We start from the raw sequence: 17,224 nt of genomic DNA on the forward strand, positions 1-17,224 counted from the left end.
TAGTCTAGCATAATGATAGGGTAATACGAATAATGCTTTGCACCGATTAATGAAAAACTTGATTTAAAATAATGAATAAACCTACACAGATAACATTAGCGAATTCGCTTTCTGTCAGTCATTCGTCGCACAATGGCGCGGGGCAGCAATTACCAGCACTGAGCGAACAAACGCTTAGTGCTAAAAATATTGTATTTGCGAAAGACTCAGTGCAGATGGAAGTGTATGTTGACAAACATTGGCAAACATTACGCCTGGCCACCACTGAGTCGCAAAGCAATCAAACAAAAATTGCCAGTGCCAATATTCAACTCAGTCATGATGGTAAGCAACTGACTATTTTGCCAACACAGACCGAAATAAGTCTGCGTCAACCAAATCAATTACAAAGTATTTTAAATTTTATTAACAGCGGTGATCAGCTCACTAATAAGCCATTATCAGTACAGGTCATATTACAACCTGCTGCAAAATTACTCTTAAACCAATTAGATGCCAGTATTACTGTTAATAAAGAACTCGCACAACTATTACATAGCGAAGCAGGACTAAAGGCCGTTATAACCCCTAACAATCGTAATTTTACCTTGAGTATAATTAATCGTTTTGCAGATACTTTGCACCAACAACCAATTAGCCAAGCAAAACTCGCGCTCTGGTTAAGCAAGCTAGTACCACAAGGGCAGCTACAGTTAGATAAAAACACCATAACCCTGAATTTTAATAATTATAACGGGAATATAAAACTGGCTATACAGGCCCCTGCTAATCATCAACGTACTGCTCAAAGCCAAGCCAGTTCAGCTGCACAAAAAGTGCAGCTTATTGCTGTTAATGAACAACTTATAATTAAAACACAGCAGCCTAATATGGCTTTGTTACTAAAAAATTCACTCGCCAATACTTTCCAGTCACTGGTCCAGAAAAGCCAACTGTCAACGCCTGTAAATTTGCCTGCTACATCAGCCAGCCCATCGCTGGTCAGTAGTAGTCCGATCAGCTCTTGGCTACAACACAGTTTTGCTGATTTAAAAACCCGTATCAACGACGCCGTACGCTACTTTGAAAGTAAACCATTTAGTCAACTTAGGCCAAGTAGCGGTAAATCTAGTATCACTACATCCCCCCAACAGGTGATGCCGGCACAACAAACAGAACACACCTTATTGCCAAAATCGTTAACTCGAATAAACCTTGCAGCACTGGCAATCAATCACAACCAGCCATTGCTGGCAGATATAAGTCAAGCGACATCATTACCGAAACACTTCCATCAATCTCCCCCATTGGTGCAGGTGTTGCAGCAATTAAAAGCGAGCTTAGCCAGTATTACACAATCAACACAATTACAAATGGCTGCAGCGACTCCACTATTAAGCAAAGCGGCACTCGCTGATCAAGCAAATATAAATACCCCCACAACGCCTGCGCAGGCTAAAGCTGTGATAGTTGTGTCTGCAAGTCAATCGGAGAATAAAGCCGCTGCGCCTACAGCGCCTACAGTTAACCCGCAAAATATTGCTGCTGCATCAGCACACAAGCAGCAACAAACAAGCTCTATAATACCAATTTCAAACCCAAGCAGTGCAAGTAAAGACGTAAGCACAGCAGCCATCAACGCCAAAGCCCTCGCTGAAACAGTAAAAAAGACTGCTGATGGTCCAAGCATACAAAAGCAAAGTGCTACTCAGCAACCAGATTTGGCAATCACCGCTAAAGTGAGTGCCAACAAAACAGCACAGCTCGCAACGCTTTCATTGCCAATACAAGGGCCACTGAAAGCAACCGTGCCAGCAAGTCAGCTAAGTTTGCCACTAGAATCCAAATTACTGGCATCGCTGCTAAAAACTCCTCACGAAAAACCATTGCCTAACTTTACCCGCTCCACGACAACTGATAAGCAGCAAGTGGCGGCACAAATCGATAAACTGGCAAACACTAAAGTCAGCGATAATGTTGATTTGAATCGATTAGTTAATCAGGCATTTAGTCGTATGATTGATAGCCAATCTCTGCAACCGCTAACCATTCAACGAGAGATACTCAGCGTTTTACGCCCTGAAAGCTTAACCTCGAGCGCGTTGCAGAATAGTTTTAGTCAATCCCTTGAGCACTTAACAGTAGGCATTTTAGCTGCACCGAGCTTAGCGAATATCAGTGCCTTAAATTTTAACGCTCAGAGTTCATTAGATGCCCTACTACAGGTATTAGTACCAAATTTTAAAGCGACTAATTCGCAAAAACTACAAGAGCAATTACTGCAACCGCAATCTCAGGCATTAGCTGCGGAGCTCAGCCAAATAAAAACGGCAATTAGCCAAGTAAATAGTACGCCTATTAATCAGCAGCCGGATACAAATCCGCTGGTACAATTTTTATTACCTATGCGGCTTCCACCTGAGGCAGCGCAAACTGAAATATCATTAGGGCAATATAAAAAACCCAGTAAAGATCAACTCGAAGGAAAAAATGTTTGGTTTGTGCGACTTAATTTTGATTATGCCGAACTTGGACAGTTGCAGATCACCGCTGAGTTAATGGATAAAGCGCTTGATTGCCAATTACTTGCTTCAAGCCAAGAGGTTACAGCAATGGCGCATCCTCACCTTGAAAGCCTGCGTCATAAACTTACAGCTCATGGCTTACAGGTAGGCGAACTGGCACTTAGTCAAGGCGCACCACAGCATCAAGCGTTTTACCAATCCCATGCCATTATTAATATAAAGGTTTAGACCATGAGTGATAACTCTCACCATAAATCTGCGATCGGCTTACTTTACGAAGCAGGCCGTTCACCAACTGTTGCCAGCAAAGGGTTTGGCGAATTAGCTGAAGAAATAATTAAGGCAGCAGAAGAAAAAGGTATTTTGATCCACAAAGATGAAGCCTTGGCCAAAACATTATCGCATTTAGAATTGGGTGAGGAGATCCCCAAAGAATTGTATTATGTTATTGCTGAATTGATCGCTTTTTCATATGTACTGCGCGGAAAATTTCCACCAGGCTGGCAAGATTTTCAGGGCAAGTTAAATATTAAAGCGTAAAAATAGTTTCAAAAAAACGAAAAAAGCGCTAATTAGCGCCTTTTTGATGATGTAACGACATTAATAATTCAGCTTCGGCCCGTGGCAACTCGCATTCACGAATGATCTCTTCGATATCCGCGCCTAACTCAACCATTTTTACTGCACGAGAGTAAATTTTCGCATCAGGGTCGTCATACTTCTGCGCATCTTGTAATTGCGCTAATTCCTGATTACGTTGCTCTACAGCAACTAACCGCTTGCCAATACTGAGCATACCGGTGCGCATTTCAGCAACTTCGCTGCGTAAAATGCTTAGCTGTTGTTGTGCTTCTTGCAATTGCTGTGTTCGGCTTTTTAACGCAGCAGCGTGTTTATTATTATTGACAAAAATGAGCCCCAAACAAACTAAAACAAGTAATAATGAGGCACCTAACAACGAGTATAAAAACATAGTTTTTCCGTAAGCGTTATAAACCGCTCAGCTCGTCCCACTCTTCATCATTTAGCAATTTGTTTAAATCAACTAAAATCAATAATTCACCATCACGGTTACTTACACCTTGGATAAACTTGGCGCTTTCTTCAGTACCAATGTTTGGTGCACTGTCGATTTCTGAACTGCGTAAATAAACCACTTCAGCCACACTATCTGCAAGAATACCAATCACTTGCTCTTCTGCTTCAATGATCAAAACCCGTGAATTGTCTGTTGCTTCTGCCGACATTAAACCAAATCGCGCGCGAGTATCAATAACCGTTACAACGTTACCACGTAAGTTAATGATCCCTAATACATAGCTTGGCGCACCAGGGACAGGCGCAATTTCTGTGTAACGCAAGATTTCTTGCACTTGCATTACATTCACACCATAGGTTTCTGATTCCAGCTTAAAAGTAACCCATTGCAACACTTCATCATTGCCATCGGTATTTTTACTGGTTGATAATAATCTTTGTTCACTCATGTTAGTACTCCGAATATCGCTACTGCTCGCGGCTATCTAAACCTTGCTCTAATAATTGATTTAAGCTTTGCACATCAATCAAGGCACACATTTTTTCTTTAATTACCCCTGCAAGCCAAGGTCGCTTGCCACTTTTAGCTCGCCATTTAACATCTTCACTGCGAAGTGTGATGTTATTTACCAGCTTTTCTGCCAACAATCCCCATTGGCTATCACCTAAGGTAATCAAGTATTGGTAGTTTAATTTGTCTTCTAACTCTTGGGTATATTTTTCTGGCATCACCCACCGAGCGGTATCAACCACATTCAGGTTTTCCTCACGATTGAGCATAACCCCTTTAAACCACTTAGGTTTACCAAACAATTGGTTCACTTCACCTAATTGATGGATCCCGCCAAGTGCCTTAAGTGGAACAGCAAGAGTCAGCCCAGCCACTTCAAAGAATAATGCTTGAAATTCACCATCAAAATAATCCTCTTGACGTTGCACCGGCGTTTTCGCCTCAACGGCGTCAAGTTGCGAAGTAACTTTAGCTATATCATTGATATTAGCTTGGATCTGCGGTTTCTCAAGGGGCGGTGTAATTTGTTCAGGTATTTCTGCTTGCGCAGTTGGTTTTGGCTCGTCCAACGCATTTGGCTGCACGATCGTTTGCTGTGACGCCTTCGCTGGCATTTTATTGCTGGTGTCCGTCGGTGACACTTGTTCGAGTAATTTTGCAACCGGCTCTAAATCCGTCGACTCTTCTTCTTCGCACAGTAAAGCCCCCAGATACTGGGTCATTACTTTTTCATTAGCAAATAATTGCTTACTCATTCATTAACCTTGTTCAATCAAATAATCGAGTAATGCGCGATATGCATAAACACCTCGTGAGCGCGGACAATACTGAATAGGTACTTGCTGGGCTAAACTTGCATCACGAAACTTCGTATCTACTGGTATTACCCCTGGCCATACTTTTTCTTGGTACGTTTGCTGTAATGTTTTATATGCCTCTAACGATGCATTGGTGCGCTTATCATACATTGTCGGGATAATGGTATATTGATACTGCTTTGATTGCGAGCTTTGCATTAATTCCATTGTTCGCATCATTCGGTCAAGCCCTTTCAGTGCTAAAAACTCGGTTTGCACTGGCACTAAAATCCGTTCGCTGGCCGCCAACGCATTCACCATTAATACGCCTAACACCGGCGGACAATCTAATATCGCATAATCGTAATGCTCACTGATTTTAGTTAATGCTTTTTTTAAAATCAGCCCCATCCCGGTTTTATTACCCATGCTGCGATCAAGAGTGGCTATCGCCATGGTCGCTGGCAAAATATCTAAATTATCAATATTTGATGGGCAAAGCGCTTGTAAAATTTCTTCACTGGCCATGGTATTACCACGGGCAAATATATCATAGACACTGACTTCTAAATCCTCAGAGTCAATGCCAAAGTAATAGGTTAAAGATGCATGGGGATCAGTATCAATCAGTAATACTCGCTTTCCTTGCAGTGCTAATATGCCAGCCAAACTCACAGCCGTGGTGGTTTTGCCTACTCCACCCTTTTGATTCGCTACCGTCCAAATTTTCACATCACACCTTTACTGTTTTTCATTGCGCGTTGTAATTCGTATGCCACCATGTGGGAGTTGGATCACTTTAATGCTGTTATCGTCACTTGGCAACTCAATTGGTTGCGGCTCTGGTGCCCGTTGCTGTGCTGCTTGCCCTTTTGTAACTTCAGGTTGTGGTGGTAGGCCATATTTAGACAAGGCTACCACTACTTTACGATTCTCTGCACGGCCTTGCTCAGTGTCATTCTCAGCAAAAGGTGAATATTGCCCATAACCTTCAATCGCCATACGCGCAGGATTAATTCCTAGGGCCTCAAGCTCTACTAACATAGACGTTGCCCGAGCAACCGACAACTCCCAATTAGAGCGAAACATTTCATTTCGAATCGTTTCATTGTCGGTATAACCACGAACGCGTATGTAATTATCAACCGGGGCAATAATATCTTTTACTAGTTTGATCACTTGCTTGGCGCGTAAGTGTGCCACTGCACTGCCACTTGAAAACAACATTCCAGAGCTTAATTCAATAATCAACCAGTCTTGGTGTAGTTCTAAACTGGCTTCACCATCACGTATTTCATCAATTAAAGCTGACTGTAATTTAGTTAGTAAACTATCCAGCGGTTTACCCAAATGCTTTTGTTGTATATTACTAGTATCACTTTGACCATCTAGTAACTCAGGCCCTGCTTCTTGCTTTTGAATACTCTCACCAAATAGCAGTTCTTTTTCTGGAGTTACTCTATCAGTTAATAAACCGGTTCCGGTTACGCCTTGGCCTTCTTGGGAATGCTGACGAGCCGATTTATCAAACACCTGCTCTAAGGAGTCAGATAAAATTTGAAAGTTTTCTTCTTTATTGATGGCAATGGCATACATCACCACAAAAAAAGCAAACATAATGGTCATGTAATCGGCATAGGAAACTAACCAACGTTCAGTATGTTGATTTTTTTTCGACGAATGACGAAGGCGGCGACGCATCATTATTGTTGTAACTGAGTGGGTCGCTCAACGCGATACGCTTCAAGTTTAAGCTCAATATTGACTGGACTATCGCCTTGGCTGATAGCAATAATCCCTTCGGCTAGTAGCTCATGGTAAAGCATTTTCTGTTCAACTTGCTGTTGCAGTTTGTTAGCCATTGGCAGAAACAATAAATTTGCTAAGCCAACGCCATAGATAGTAGCGATGAATGCCGTTGCGACACCAGCGCCTAATTTTTCCGGATCTGTGATAAACGACATTGCCTGAATAAGGCCAAGCACCGCACCTAAAATACCTATGGTTGGGCTATAACCCCCTAATGCTTCATAAACACGGCTAGCTTCAAGTAGGCGCTCACGTTCCAATAATAAATCAATTTCAAGTGTGTCTCTAAGTTTTTGCTCACTGTGACCATCAACCAGTAAGCTCAAGCCTTTAGCGACGTAAGGATCAGAGTGCGTCAATGCCACTTCTTCCAGTGCTAAATAACCTTCTTGACGCGCTTTATGTGACCAACTTTTAACTTGCTCAATAGCCCCATCAATATCATGACGCGGCGGAAAAAACACCCAATGACTTATCTTTAATACTTTACTGAAGGTGCTAGCAGGTGTTTGCAACATTACAGCGCCAAGCGTACCACCGAGCACAATTATCAATGCAGGGCCATTAAATAACGCGCTTACAACCCCGCCTTCCAATGAGTAACCAAAGCCAATTGCCAAAAGCGCAATTAACAGGCCTAAGAATGACAACTTATCCACAACCAATCTCACGCACTAATCGAGTAGCAACATCACCCAGCGCGATACTTGCCGATGATAAACCAGCACTTGCAACCGCTTGCGGCATACCGTAGACGACACTGGTTTTTTCATCTTGTGCCCAAATAGTCGCACCAACTTGTTTCAGCATTCTTGCACCGTCGCGGCCATCGGCTCCCATTCCTGTAAGCACAACGGCGAGTACATCCCCTTGATAGGCTTTAGCTGTACTGGCAAAGGTTACATCAACACTCGGTTTATAAGTGATCCGTGCGCTATCATCTTCAAACACTCGCAAAGTACGATTACCACCTCGTCCTTCAATCAACATTTGCTGACCACCGGGTGCCAAATAAGCCACACCAGGCATTAATTTATCGCCCTGTTGAGCCTCTTTTACTTGTATTTTGCACAACCCATTCAAGCGAGCTGCAAATGCAGGCGTGAACGCTGCAGGCATATGCTGGATCAACAAAATAGGGTGCGGAAAATTAGCCGGTAGCTGAGTCAAAATCGTTTGTAATGCAACAGGCCCACCGGTAGAGGTACCTATAGCGACGATTTGATATTTTTTACCTGATGCACGAATAGTCGCAGATGTACCAGCGCTCGGCGTAGCACTGCGGTTAAAACTTCTATCCGGCTGAGTAATTGCAGGTCGCGAGGTAGTTGCTGTAGACGTAGATGAAGGCGTGACTGGCGTTGCTGGTGCAGGCCGGCTAAAACGTGATAGTCGTCTACGACCAATCTCTTTTACTTTATTTTGTAGGAGTTTAATCGCATCTTCATTATTGCGGGCAATATCTTCAAATTTTTTCGGTAAAAAATCCAAAGCCCCCGCATCGAGCGCATCTAATGTAGCCGTTGCCCCATCACGAGTTAATGAAGAAAACATCAGAATGGGTGTTGGGTTCGCTGCCATGATCTCTTTGACAGCGCTAATACCATCAAGCACTGGCATTTCAACGTCCATGGTGATTACATCTGGTCGTAATTGATTTGCTTTGTCTACGGCTTCTCGGCCATTTACCGCAAAACCAATGACTTCAATATCCTTATCTTGCTCAAGTATTTCGCTCACTCTACGGCGAAAAAAACTGGAATCATCAACAACTAAAACTTTAACTGCCATCGGCATACTCTTGTTAAATTTTATCTGCGAGAGCCGCAAAAGGCTCCCGCATTAAGATAAGAATGGGCTAGCCTGCGTAGTTCTTTAACAGGTTTGGCACATCTAAAATTAGCGCTATACCACCATCAGAGGTAATTGTTGCACCAGCCATACCCGGTGTACCTTGCAATAAAGCATCAAGCGGTTTGATAACCACCTCTTCTTGACCAATCAATGAATCCACAACAAAACCGACTTGCTGTGTGCCAATTTGCACAATCACAACATGGCCTTGTGCTTTACGCTGTGAACGATCTGCACCTTTGACTAACCAATGCTCTAAATAAAACAACGGCAGCGCTTTTTTACGCACTATGATAGTTAATTGACCATCAACGACATTTGTTTTAGTCAGATCAAGGTGGAATATTTCATTCACTCCAGCCAGCGGTAATGCAAATGTCTGCTCGCCAACTATAACCATCAATGTTGGCAAAATAGCCAACGTTAACGGCACTTTAATTTCTAAAATAGTGCCTACACCAAGCTCAGATTGAATACTTACAGAACCATTTAATTGGGTAATTTTGGTTTTCACCACATCCATACCCACACCACGGCCTGAAATATCCGAGATCTGCTCTTTGGTCGAAAAGCCAGGTGCAAAAATAAGGTTGTATGCTTCGGTATCAGACAAGCGCGCAGCTTGTTCGTGATCAAGCACACCTTTACTAATGGCAATTTTTTTCAGCTTTTCAGGATCCATACCCGCACCATCATCACGAATGGTAAGCAAAATATGATCCCCCTCTTGAGATGCTGATAATGTCACTGTACCTGTACGTGATTTACCTGCGGCTTCACGTACATCTGGCATTTCTATACCATGGTCAACTGAGTTACGTACTAAGTGGACTAATGGATCTGCAAGAGCTTCAACTAAGTTTTTATCTAAATCAGTTTCTTCACCAACTAATAATAGGTTGATGTCTTTTTTCAAACTTCGCGCTAAATCTCGTACCACACGAGGGAAACGACCAAACACTTTCTTGATTGGTTGCATCCGCGTTTTCATCACTGCACCTTGTAAATCTGCAGTCACTACATCAAGGTTAGAAATGGCTTTACCCATTGCCTCACTTTCGGTATTGGTTGCAAGGCTCACTAAGCGGTTACGCACTAATACTAACTCACCGACCATATTCATTATTTGGTCAAGGCGCTTAGTGTCAACGCGTACCGTGGTATCCGCTTGTGGTGGTGGTGCTTTTTTAGCTGCAGCAGGGGCTGATGCTGGCGCAGGAGGTGCTGAAGAGGCTGGCTTTTCAACTACTTGACTTGCTTCACTTACAGTTGGTTTCTTAACTTCAGGCTTAACTTCAGGCTTAACAGCAGCTGGAGCGGATGGCTTCACTGCAGGTGTGGCCGCAGGTGTTGACTCTGTAGCCTGCGGAGCACTTCCCTTACCATGTAGCTCATCAAGTAAAGCTTCAAATTCATCATCACTGATTTCATCAGGGCTGGTGCTTTTCGGCGCTTCAACTGGCGCAGAGCTCGGGGTTGGAGCTGCGACTTGGTTACTTGCAGTATTATTGCTCACCATACCAAAGCTGCCAACACCATGTAATTCATCTAATAAGTTATCAAACTCATCATCTGTAATATCACTGCTCGATGAATCATTTGTCACTGAGCCGGTTGTGGTTATTGGGCTTTGACCCTTTCCATGTAGCTCATCAAGTAAACTTTCAAATTCATCTTCAGTAATTTCATCAATTTGCACATCACTGGCATCGCTATCAACCTGACCATCAAATAATAGGTCAAATGCAAATGGATCCTCATCATCTAAAATAGCATCAGCATCGACAACCGGAGCCGGTGTATCCTCAACAGAAGATCCACCACTGATTTCATCAGCACTGGGTGGCAAACCTAGTTTGTGCAACACGGCGAGTAATTCAGGATTAGCTGGCTCTGGCTTTTCTCGACTTTGAATCGTCGCGAACATTTCGTTAATTGTGTCAAGCGCTTGCAGGATAACATCCATCAGCTCAGAATTAACTTTACGTACGCCTTGGCGTAATAAATCAAACACGTTCTCAGCGCCATGGCAAGCATCAACCAACTCGGTCATACTTAAAAAGCCAGCGCCGCCTTTGACCGTATGAAAACCACGGAAAATTGCATTGAGTAATTCGGTATCATCTGGGTTATTTTCAAGCTCCACCAGCTGTTCTGACAAAAGCTCAAGAATTTCTCCAGCCTCTACTAGAAAATCTTGTAAAATATCTTCATCGACTTCAAAGCTCATGCAGTTTTCTCCTCTTAGAAGCCCAAGCTAGATAGCAAATCATCTACATCATCTTGCCCTGAGACAACATCATCACGAGATTCTTTATCAATAATTGGCCCTTCAGGGCCTGCAAGTGTATTTTCAGCAGGCGGTTTTTCAATGGCTGGTGCTACTATTTTTGTTTCGCTATCATCTTGGCTACCAAATGCGGTTAACAAGTGGATCAAGCTGTCTTCAACTTCTCTAACTAATTCGATCACCCGGCGGATAACTTGGCCAGTCAAATCTTGGAAGTCTTGCGCCATTAACACATTCGTCATTAGCCCTTGCAATTCATCCGTTTTAGTTTGTGAGTTATTCATAAACTTATCTAAGCTATGACACAGTGTTTTAAACTCACCCAGCTCTATTTCACGATTCATGAGACGATCCCATGTCGGTTTGATATGTGAAATTTCATCGGCGAGTTGTTGAGCAATAGGTAAACTTGCTTCTACCGCATCCATGGTTTTATTAGCAGCGTTTTCTGTCATTTCCATAACATAATTAAGACGCTGCTTAGCATCAGGGATAGCATCGGTAGTTAAATCAGCTAAACGTGTATCAAGCTCAAAATTTTTCAACGCATCATGAAGCTGACGCGTCAATTTGCCTACTTCGGCAAATAATTCTGATTGCTCTTTTGACGCCGCATCAATAATTAATTGATCAGCTTTGTCTTGTTCACCGTTTTCAAGGTAAACCACAAGCTGACGGGCTTGTTCTAAACTGATCTGAGGCGCAGCTGGTGCTGACATAAGCCTCTCCTATTTATTTAACCTAAACGCTCAAACACTTTTTCCAATTTGGTCTTAAGTGTTGCAGCTGTAAATGGTTTAACGATATAACCGTTAACACCCGCTTGGGCAGCAGCAACAATTTGTTCTTTTTTAGCTTCTGCTGTTACCATTAAAACTGGAATATGTTTAAGGCTGTCATCAGCCCTGATAGCGCGCAACAAGTCAATCCCTTGCATGCCTGGCATGTTCCAATCTGTTACTACAAAATCAAATTCTTGATTCTGTAACATCGGTAGCGCTGTTGAGCCATCATCAGCTTCTTGTACATTTGTAAAACCTAAATCTCTTAACAGATTTTTGATAATACGTCTCATCGTCGAAAAATCATCAACAACAAGAATTTTCATGTTTTTATCCAAAACATCCTCCGGTGAGGTCTGAACCTATATTTACTTACTACTAATTTATCCAGTCATTGATTTTTGCTTTGAGCTTAATCATCGCCTGACCATGTATCTGACTCACACGCGATTCGCTTACATCGAGTATATGTCCAATCTCTTTTAAATTCATTTCATCGTTATAATACAGTGACAATACTAACCCATCTCGTTCAGGTAAAGATTGTATAGCTGCTAACAATGATTGATTAAAGCGTTCATTTTTAACGTTATTAAAGGGCTTGTCTAGCGCTAAATCATGTCCGACTGGGGTAATAACATCTTCATCAACCCCTAAATCTTCTATTCCAAGCACTTTACTAGAATTTACATCACTAAGAATATGATGGTACTCATCTAGTGTAATATCAAGTTTTTCAGCAACTTCACTGTCTTTAGGCTCGCGATTAAGTTCGCTTTCAAGTTCACTAATAGCCTCAGCGACTCGGCGACTATTACGGTGCACAGAGCGAGGGGCCCAATCACCACGGCGCATCTCATCAAGCATAGCACCACGAATACGAATGCCAGCGAAAGTTTCAAAGCTTGCGCCTTTGCTTGCATCAAAGTTTTTTGATGCTTCAATTAACCCTATCATTCCTGATTGAATCAAATCATCGAGTTGCACACTCGCAGGTAAACGAGCAATTAAATGGCACGCCACTTTTTTGACAAGTGAAGCATGTCGTTCAACAATCACATTTAAATTTTGTGTAGATTGATATCCCATCGCTTTATTCACCGATGCCGTCATAGTTAGCCGTTTACTAGTTTTTCTATGAAAAATTCTAAATGACCAGAAGGTTGATTAGGTATAGGCCATTTAACTGCTTTTGTCGCTAATGTTTTAAATGCTATTGCTGCTGGAGAGTTTGGAAATAAATCAACAATCACTTTTTGGCGGCGTGTTGCTTTACGCATGTTCTCATCATAAGGAACGGTTGCAACTAACTCCATAGATACATCTAAAAAGCGGTCTGTTACTTTTGAGAGTTTAGCAAATAGTTCATGGCCTTCACGCATGCTACGCACCATATTAGCCACGATTTTAAATTTATACACACCATGCTCGCGACTTAAGACTTTAATGAGTGCATAAGCATCGGTGATTGAGGTTGGTTCATCACATACTACGACCATGACATCTTGCGCTGCGCGCGAAAAACTTAACACCATGTCAGAAATACCAGCGGCAGTATCAACGATTAATATATCAAATTCGGTATTTAATTCGCTAAAAGCACGGATCAAGCCAGCATGCTCAGAGGGAGAAAGTTCGACCATGCTTTGTGAGCCAGATGTAGCAGGCACTATTTTTATGCCGGCAGGACCTTCTACCAGAATTTCGTCGAGTTCACATTCACCCGATAATACATGAGATAGGTTACGCTCTACTCGCAGCCCCAACATCACATCACAATTTGCCAAACCTAAATCGGCATCCAGTACTAAGACTCGGTTTCCGAGTTGACCTAACGCAATCGCAGTGTTTAGTGAGACGTTTGTTTTACCTACCCCACCTTTACCACCGGTGACAGCGATAACTTTAACGCCGTTATTATTGTTTTGACTCATTTTACGCAGGCCACTTGCTTGATCTAATACTGTGTTAATCATACATCCCTACTGTGCTTGACGCTACTGCTTGACGTCGTGAATATTGCGCTTTTGTTCTTTTTAAATACAATTGCTCAGCTTTTTTTACTAATTTCTCTGCATTAGCGACCCGAATGTCCTCAGGAACGCGTTGACCGTTTGTAAGATACCCTATTGGGAGGCGATTTTGAATCGCTATACTAATAATCTCACCTAAACTTAACGATTCGTCTAATTTAGTGAAAATACAGCCACTTAATTGTACTTTTTTAAAGTGTCTTACCGTCTCTTGTAATACGTTAATTTGTGCTGTAGCGCTAAGAACCAAATAATTACGAATATCGACACGTTGATTACGCATTAGCGTGTTTAATTGCTCGGTTAAACGTAAATCACGTTGGCTCATACCAGCCGTATCTATTAATACTAGACGCTTATTACGTAAATGATATAAAACTTCTGCTAATTCATTAGCATCTTTTACTTGTTTAACACCACAGCCAATAATACGGCCATAAGTGGCTAGTTGCTCATAAGCACCAATACGGTAAGTATCAGTAGTAATAAGTGCCACTTTATCAGCGCCATATTTCTGTGCACCAAGGGCTGCAAGTTTAGCAACCGTAGTCGTTTTACCAACCCCAGTTGGACCTACCAGTGCATAAACGCCGCCTTGGCGTAAAATTTCGTTATTAGTGGTATGCATTTGGTTTTCAACCATTTGCAGTAGTGCTTGCCATGCTTGCTGACGCGACACATCATCAGGAATGAAACAGGCCATTTGCTCTGCGACTTCACTATCGATGCCCATACCCACTAAGCGGTCAATCATGCAAGCCCGGGTTGGATCGCGACGAGCCATATCTTGTTGCATTAAACCAGAGACTTGATATTCAAGTAATTGACGCATCGCAGCCATTTCATCACGCATGGCGGTCATTTCATCTGCTTTAGCTGCACTTTTGCTTGGCATTGGTATATCTAAATCATCAAAACCACTTTCTAGTTCATCATCAAACCCTAGGCTGTGGGCTTGAGTTTGTGGGCGCGGCGCGTTGTCGCGACGTGCAAAATCATGATGAGCTTGTGCTTCATGACGCGCAGACTGTGTTTGCGGTTGTTGCTGCGACTGATACTGGGTTGTTGTGTCGATACCTGATTGGCTAAACATAGAAGCAAGCTCTGGTGAGCGCGGGCGAGGAGATTGGCGCTCTAATAATGCTTGTAGGCTGTCTGCGACCGGCGCTTGTGGTTCAGGCTGGCTTCGTTGCGGCGCAGGTTTAACAAAATTAGCATTGCTTTGCGCTTGCGCCGTTGTAGCTTGTGGCTGTACAGGTGCTTTAGGGGCAGCTTTTTCATAATCAACCGCGGCGACAATTTCGACCCCGTTGGCTAACTTTTTATTTGACATGATCACCGCATCAACACCGAGTTCATCTTTAACTTCTTTTAGTGCGGTACGCATATCTTTAGCAAAAAAACGTTTTATTTTCATGGTTCAACCCCTTTAAAATCCGATTATTGGCCTACTGAGCTGACAATCTTGATCTGTCTTTCGTCTGGTACCTCTTGATAAGACATCACTCGCAATCCTGGAATGGTGTACTTAACAAAACGAGATAACACAGTGCGTAACATTCCTGACGTTAGCAATATCGAAGGTTCACCGGCCATTTCTTGATTTTGATGCGCTTCATTTAAAGATTGTTGAAGTCGCTCTGCAAGTCCTGGTTCTATTCCGGCCCCTTCGTCACCTGCATTTTGAAGTGACTGATGCAACATCTGTTCCAACTCAGGCGCCAAGGTTATGACAGGGATTTCTGATGACATACCCACAGCGTCTTGAACGATTAATCTACGTAGTGAAATACGCACTGCAGCTGTTAGTACATCAGGGTCTTGGCTGCGTGGGCCATACTCAACTAGGGTTTGCACAATTGAGCGCATATCACGAATAGCAACGCCTTCATTCAATAGGTTTTGCAATACTTTTACTATAACCGTCAGTGGCAAGGTATCTGGCACGAGTCCTTCAACTAAACGAGGATGACTTTTGGCAAGCATATCAAGTAGGTTTTGTACTTCTTCATGACCTAGTAATAATGCCGCACTGTTTGTGAGTAATTGACTAATATGAGTTGCCACAACGGTTGCAGAATCAACCACGGTATAACCAAGCGATTGCGCTTCATCTTTTTGATCTGGTTTGATCCAAACTGCATCTAAACCAAAGGCAGGATCTTTTGTTTCAATCCCTTTGATTGGGCCAAACACTTGCCCTGGGTTTATCGCCAGTTCATCGCCATGTTTAAGCTCCCCTTCCCCAGTTGATACACCCATCATGGTTATTCTGTAAGCGTTAGGATCAAGTTCTAAATTATCGCGAATATGCACCGGTGGTACTAAAAACCCTAGTTCTTGAGATAGTTTTTTACGTACCCCTTTGATCCGATTTAACAGCTCGCCACCTTGTGATTGATCAACCAATGGGATTAACCGATAGCCAACTTCCAAACCAATAACATCCACTTGCTGAACATCATCCCAACCAAGCTCTTTTTGTTCTTGTTTATTTGCTACACCGGTGCCTGTAGCGCCACCATTGGCAGCTTCCGCTTCTTTTGCTGCAGCTTCTTTAAGTTTACTTTGCTGCGCGTAATAGGCGAGATAGCCAAGTAACGCACCTAAGCTTAAAAATGCAAAATGTGGCATACCCGGCACTAAGCCCATTACGATCAAAATACCTGAAGCAATAAATAATGATTTTTCGTTACCGAGTTGTTTCTTGAATTGGTCGCCCATATTGAGCGATTCATTTTGACGGGTTACAACGATTGCTGTGCCGATTGATAATAGTAATGAGGGTAATTGAGCAACTAACCCATCACCAATGGTTAGTAAGGTATACACTTCCATGGCGTTGCCAAAGCTTAAATCGTGTTGGATCATACCAACAAATAAGCCACCAACAATATTGATGATCAAAATAACGATACCGGCGATTGCATCGCCTTTTACAAACTTACTCGCACCATCCATTGAGCCATAAAAATCAGCTTCGCGGGTAACTTCTTCACGACGATCTCGAGCTTGCTCGGCACTAATAAAACCCGCATTTAAATCAGCATCAATCGCCATTTGCTTACCAGGCATCGCATCAAGGGTAAAACGCGCTGATACTTCAGAAATACGCCCAGCCCCTTTGGTAATTACTACAAAGTTAATGATGATCAAGATTAGAAATACCACCAGACCAACCGCGTAGTTACCACCGATCACCACTGAGCCAAACGCTTCAATTACTTTACCGGCGGAATCCCCGCCATTATGTCCTTCTAGCAATACCACGCGGGTGCTGGCAACGTTAAGTGCTAAACGCATAATGGTTGCAATCAACAGCACAGCAGGAAACATCCCAAACTCAACAGGCTTCATGGTATATACAGTGACCAACAAAACCACCAAGGCTAGAGCTATATTAAACGAAAAAAGGATGTCGAGTAAAAATGGCGGTAACGGTAATATCACCATCCCCAGCGCTGCAAGTACTAGTAAAGGCGTACCAACGCCTTTCAAATACTCTTTTTTATCTTTATTAAGTTGTTGTAATACAGCTTTAAATTCCATAATTCTACAATTTCAAAAAATTGACACTACACGGAATTTGCAATAACTATTCCAAGT

16 protein-coding genes are annotated in these 17,224 nt (G+C 42.6%); 2 read left to right on the top strand and 14 right to left on the bottom strand.

Translation table 11 applies throughout. The features are described from left to right. Window positions 1–71 precede the first annotated feature (71 nt). Complete coding sequence (gene fliK / locus V7783_RS01270) at window positions 72–2,732, top strand: flagellar hook-length control protein FliK (RefSeq protein ID WP_335677184.1); 2,661 nt, start codon at window positions 72–74, stop codon at window positions 2,730–2,732. Between the two features lie 3 nt (window positions 2,733–2,735). After that, window positions 2,736–3,044, top strand: a complete 309-nt coding sequence (locus tag V7783_RS01275) for an EscU/YscU/HrcU family type III secretion system export apparatus switch protein (RefSeq protein WP_335677185.1) — start codon at window positions 2,736–2,738, stop codon at window positions 3,042–3,044. Between the two features lie 28 nt (window positions 3,045–3,072). Here V7783_RS01275 and V7783_RS01280 read toward each other — a convergent pair whose 3' ends face one another. From V7783_RS01280 to flhA, 14 genes are all read right to left on the bottom strand, one after another. Beyond that, entirely contained in the window at window positions 3,073–3,477 is a 405-nt protein-coding gene (locus V7783_RS01280; RefSeq protein ID WP_335677186.1) for a DUF2802 domain-containing protein, read from the bottom strand. A gap of 16 nt (window positions 3,478–3,493) precedes the next feature. Next, on the bottom strand, window positions 3,494–3,991 hold the full coding sequence (locus V7783_RS01285; RefSeq protein WP_064666556.1) for a chemotaxis protein CheW: 498 nt from the start codon (window positions 3,989–3,991) through the stop codon (window positions 3,494–3,496). A 19-nt stretch (window positions 3,992–4,010) separates the two neighbouring features. Continuing rightward, window positions 4,011–4,808 (bottom strand): chemotaxis protein CheW, encoded by a 798-nt coding sequence (locus tag V7783_RS01290; protein WP_335677187.1) that lies wholly within the window; start codon window positions 4,806–4,808, stop codon window positions 4,011–4,013. Window positions 4,809–4,811: 3 nt separating this feature from the next. Next, the gene (locus V7783_RS01295) at window positions 4,812–5,582 is read right to left on the bottom strand and encodes a ParA family protein (RefSeq protein ID WP_335677188.1); all 771 of its coding nucleotides are present in this window, start codon (window positions 5,580–5,582) and stop codon (window positions 4,812–4,814) included. 9 nt (window positions 5,583–5,591) lie between these two features. Continuing rightward, window positions 5,592–6,554: a flagellar motor protein MotB gene (locus V7783_RS01300; RefSeq protein WP_335677189.1), complete on the bottom strand. Its 963-nt coding sequence runs from the start codon at window positions 6,552–6,554 to the stop codon at window positions 5,592–5,594. Next, window positions 6,554–7,318 (bottom strand): flagellar motor protein, encoded by a 765-nt coding sequence (locus V7783_RS01305; protein WP_335677190.1) that lies wholly within the window; start codon window positions 7,316–7,318, stop codon window positions 6,554–6,556. The genes V7783_RS01300 and V7783_RS01305 overlap by 1 nt, the downstream gene beginning before the upstream one ends. Further along, window positions 7,311–8,450 carry a protein-glutamate methylesterase/protein-glutamine glutaminase gene (locus V7783_RS01310; RefSeq protein WP_335677191.1) on the bottom strand — a complete coding sequence of 380 codons (1,140 nt, stop codon included), beginning with the start codon at window positions 8,448–8,450 and terminating at the stop codon, window positions 7,311–7,313. The genes V7783_RS01305 and V7783_RS01310 overlap by 8 nt, the downstream gene beginning before the upstream one ends. A 67-nt stretch (window positions 8,451–8,517) precedes the next feature. Beyond that, a complete protein-coding gene (locus tag V7783_RS01315) occupies window positions 8,518–10,743 on the bottom strand; it encodes a chemotaxis protein CheA (RefSeq protein WP_335677192.1) in 2,226 nt (741 codons plus the stop codon). A gap of 14 nt (window positions 10,744–10,757) precedes the next feature. After that, window positions 10,758–11,522 carry a protein phosphatase CheZ gene (locus tag V7783_RS01320; RefSeq protein ID WP_335677193.1) on the bottom strand — a complete coding sequence of 255 codons (765 nt, stop codon included), beginning with the start codon at window positions 11,520–11,522 and terminating at the stop codon, window positions 10,758–10,760. Window positions 11,523–11,539: 17 nt separating this feature from the next. Further along, on the bottom strand, window positions 11,540–11,923 hold the full coding sequence (cheY, locus tag V7783_RS01325; RefSeq protein WP_016708035.1) for a chemotaxis response regulator CheY: 384 nt from the start codon (window positions 11,921–11,923) through the stop codon (window positions 11,540–11,542). Window positions 11,924–11,963: 40 nt separating this feature from the next. Then, window positions 11,964–12,674, bottom strand: coding sequence for an RNA polymerase sigma factor FliA (locus V7783_RS01330; RefSeq protein ID WP_335677336.1), 711 nt, complete (start codon window positions 12,672–12,674; stop codon window positions 11,964–11,966). Window positions 12,675–12,700: 26 nt separating this feature from the next. After that, window positions 12,701–13,561 carry a MinD/ParA family ATP-binding protein gene (locus tag V7783_RS01335; protein WP_145239360.1) on the bottom strand — a complete coding sequence of 287 codons (861 nt, stop codon included), beginning with the start codon at window positions 13,559–13,561 and terminating at the stop codon, window positions 12,701–12,703. Next, a complete protein-coding gene (flhF, locus tag V7783_RS01340) occupies window positions 13,554–15,035 on the bottom strand; it encodes a flagellar biosynthesis protein FlhF (RefSeq protein WP_335677194.1) in 1,482 nt (493 codons plus the stop codon). The genes V7783_RS01335 and flhF overlap by 8 nt, the downstream gene beginning before the upstream one ends. 23 nt (window positions 15,036–15,058) lie before the next feature. Beyond that, window positions 15,059–17,167: a flagellar biosynthesis protein FlhA gene (gene flhA, locus V7783_RS01345; RefSeq protein WP_335677195.1), complete on the bottom strand. Its 2,109-nt coding sequence runs from the start codon at window positions 17,165–17,167 to the stop codon at window positions 15,059–15,061. Between the last annotated feature and the right edge of the window lie 57 nt (window positions 17,168–17,224).

Origin of the sequence: Pseudoalteromonas sp. (assembly GCF_036960685.1) — a bacterium.
Taxonomy (GTDB): Bacteria; Pseudomonadota; Gammaproteobacteria; order Enterobacterales; family Alteromonadaceae; genus Pseudoalteromonas.

What these genes read in the sequence shown, in the direction of transcription:
- V7783_RS01330 (WP_335677336.1), bottom strand. Translation starts at nt 12,674, where the DNA reads ATGGGATATCAATCTACACAAAATTTAAATGTGATTGTTGAACGACAT.
- fliK (WP_335677184.1), top strand. Translation starts at nt 72, where the DNA reads ATGAATAAACCTACACAGATAACATTAGCGAATTCGCTTTCTGTCAGT.
- V7783_RS01280 (WP_335677186.1), bottom strand. Translation starts at nt 3,477, where the DNA reads ATGTTTTTATACTCGTTGTTAGGTGCCTCATTATTACTTGTTTTAGTT.
- V7783_RS01335 (WP_145239360.1), bottom strand. Translation starts at nt 13,561, where the DNA reads ATGATTAACACAGTATTAGATCAAGCAAGTGGCCTGCGTAAAATGAGT.
- V7783_RS01290 (WP_335677187.1), bottom strand. Translation starts at nt 4,808, where the DNA reads ATGAGTAAGCAATTATTTGCTAATGAAAAAGTAATGACCCAGTATCTG.
- flhA (WP_335677195.1), bottom strand. Translation starts at nt 17,167, where the DNA reads ATGGAATTTAAAGCTGTATTACAACAACTTAATAAAGATAAAAAAGAG.
- V7783_RS01300 (WP_335677189.1), bottom strand. Translation starts at nt 6,554, where the DNA reads ATGATGCGTCGCCGCCTTCGTCATTCGTCGAAAAAAAATCAACATACT.
- V7783_RS01320 (WP_335677193.1), bottom strand. Translation starts at nt 11,522, where the DNA reads ATGTCAGCACCAGCTGCGCCTCAGATCAGTTTAGAACAAGCCCGTCAG.
- flhF (WP_335677194.1), bottom strand. Translation starts at nt 15,035, where the DNA reads ATGAAAATAAAACGTTTTTTTGCTAAAGATATGCGTACCGCACTAAAA.
- V7783_RS01315 (WP_335677192.1), bottom strand. Translation starts at nt 10,743, where the DNA reads ATGAGCTTTGAAGTCGATGAAGATATTTTACAAGATTTTCTAGTAGAG.
- V7783_RS01310 (WP_335677191.1), bottom strand. Translation starts at nt 8,450, where the DNA reads ATGGCAGTTAAAGTTTTAGTTGTTGATGATTCCAGTTTTTTTCGCCGT.
- V7783_RS01285 (WP_064666556.1), bottom strand. Translation starts at nt 3,991, where the DNA reads ATGAGTGAACAAAGATTATTATCAACCAGTAAAAATACCGATGGCAAT.
- V7783_RS01275 (WP_335677185.1), top strand. Translation starts at nt 2,736, where the DNA reads ATGAGTGATAACTCTCACCATAAATCTGCGATCGGCTTACTTTACGAA.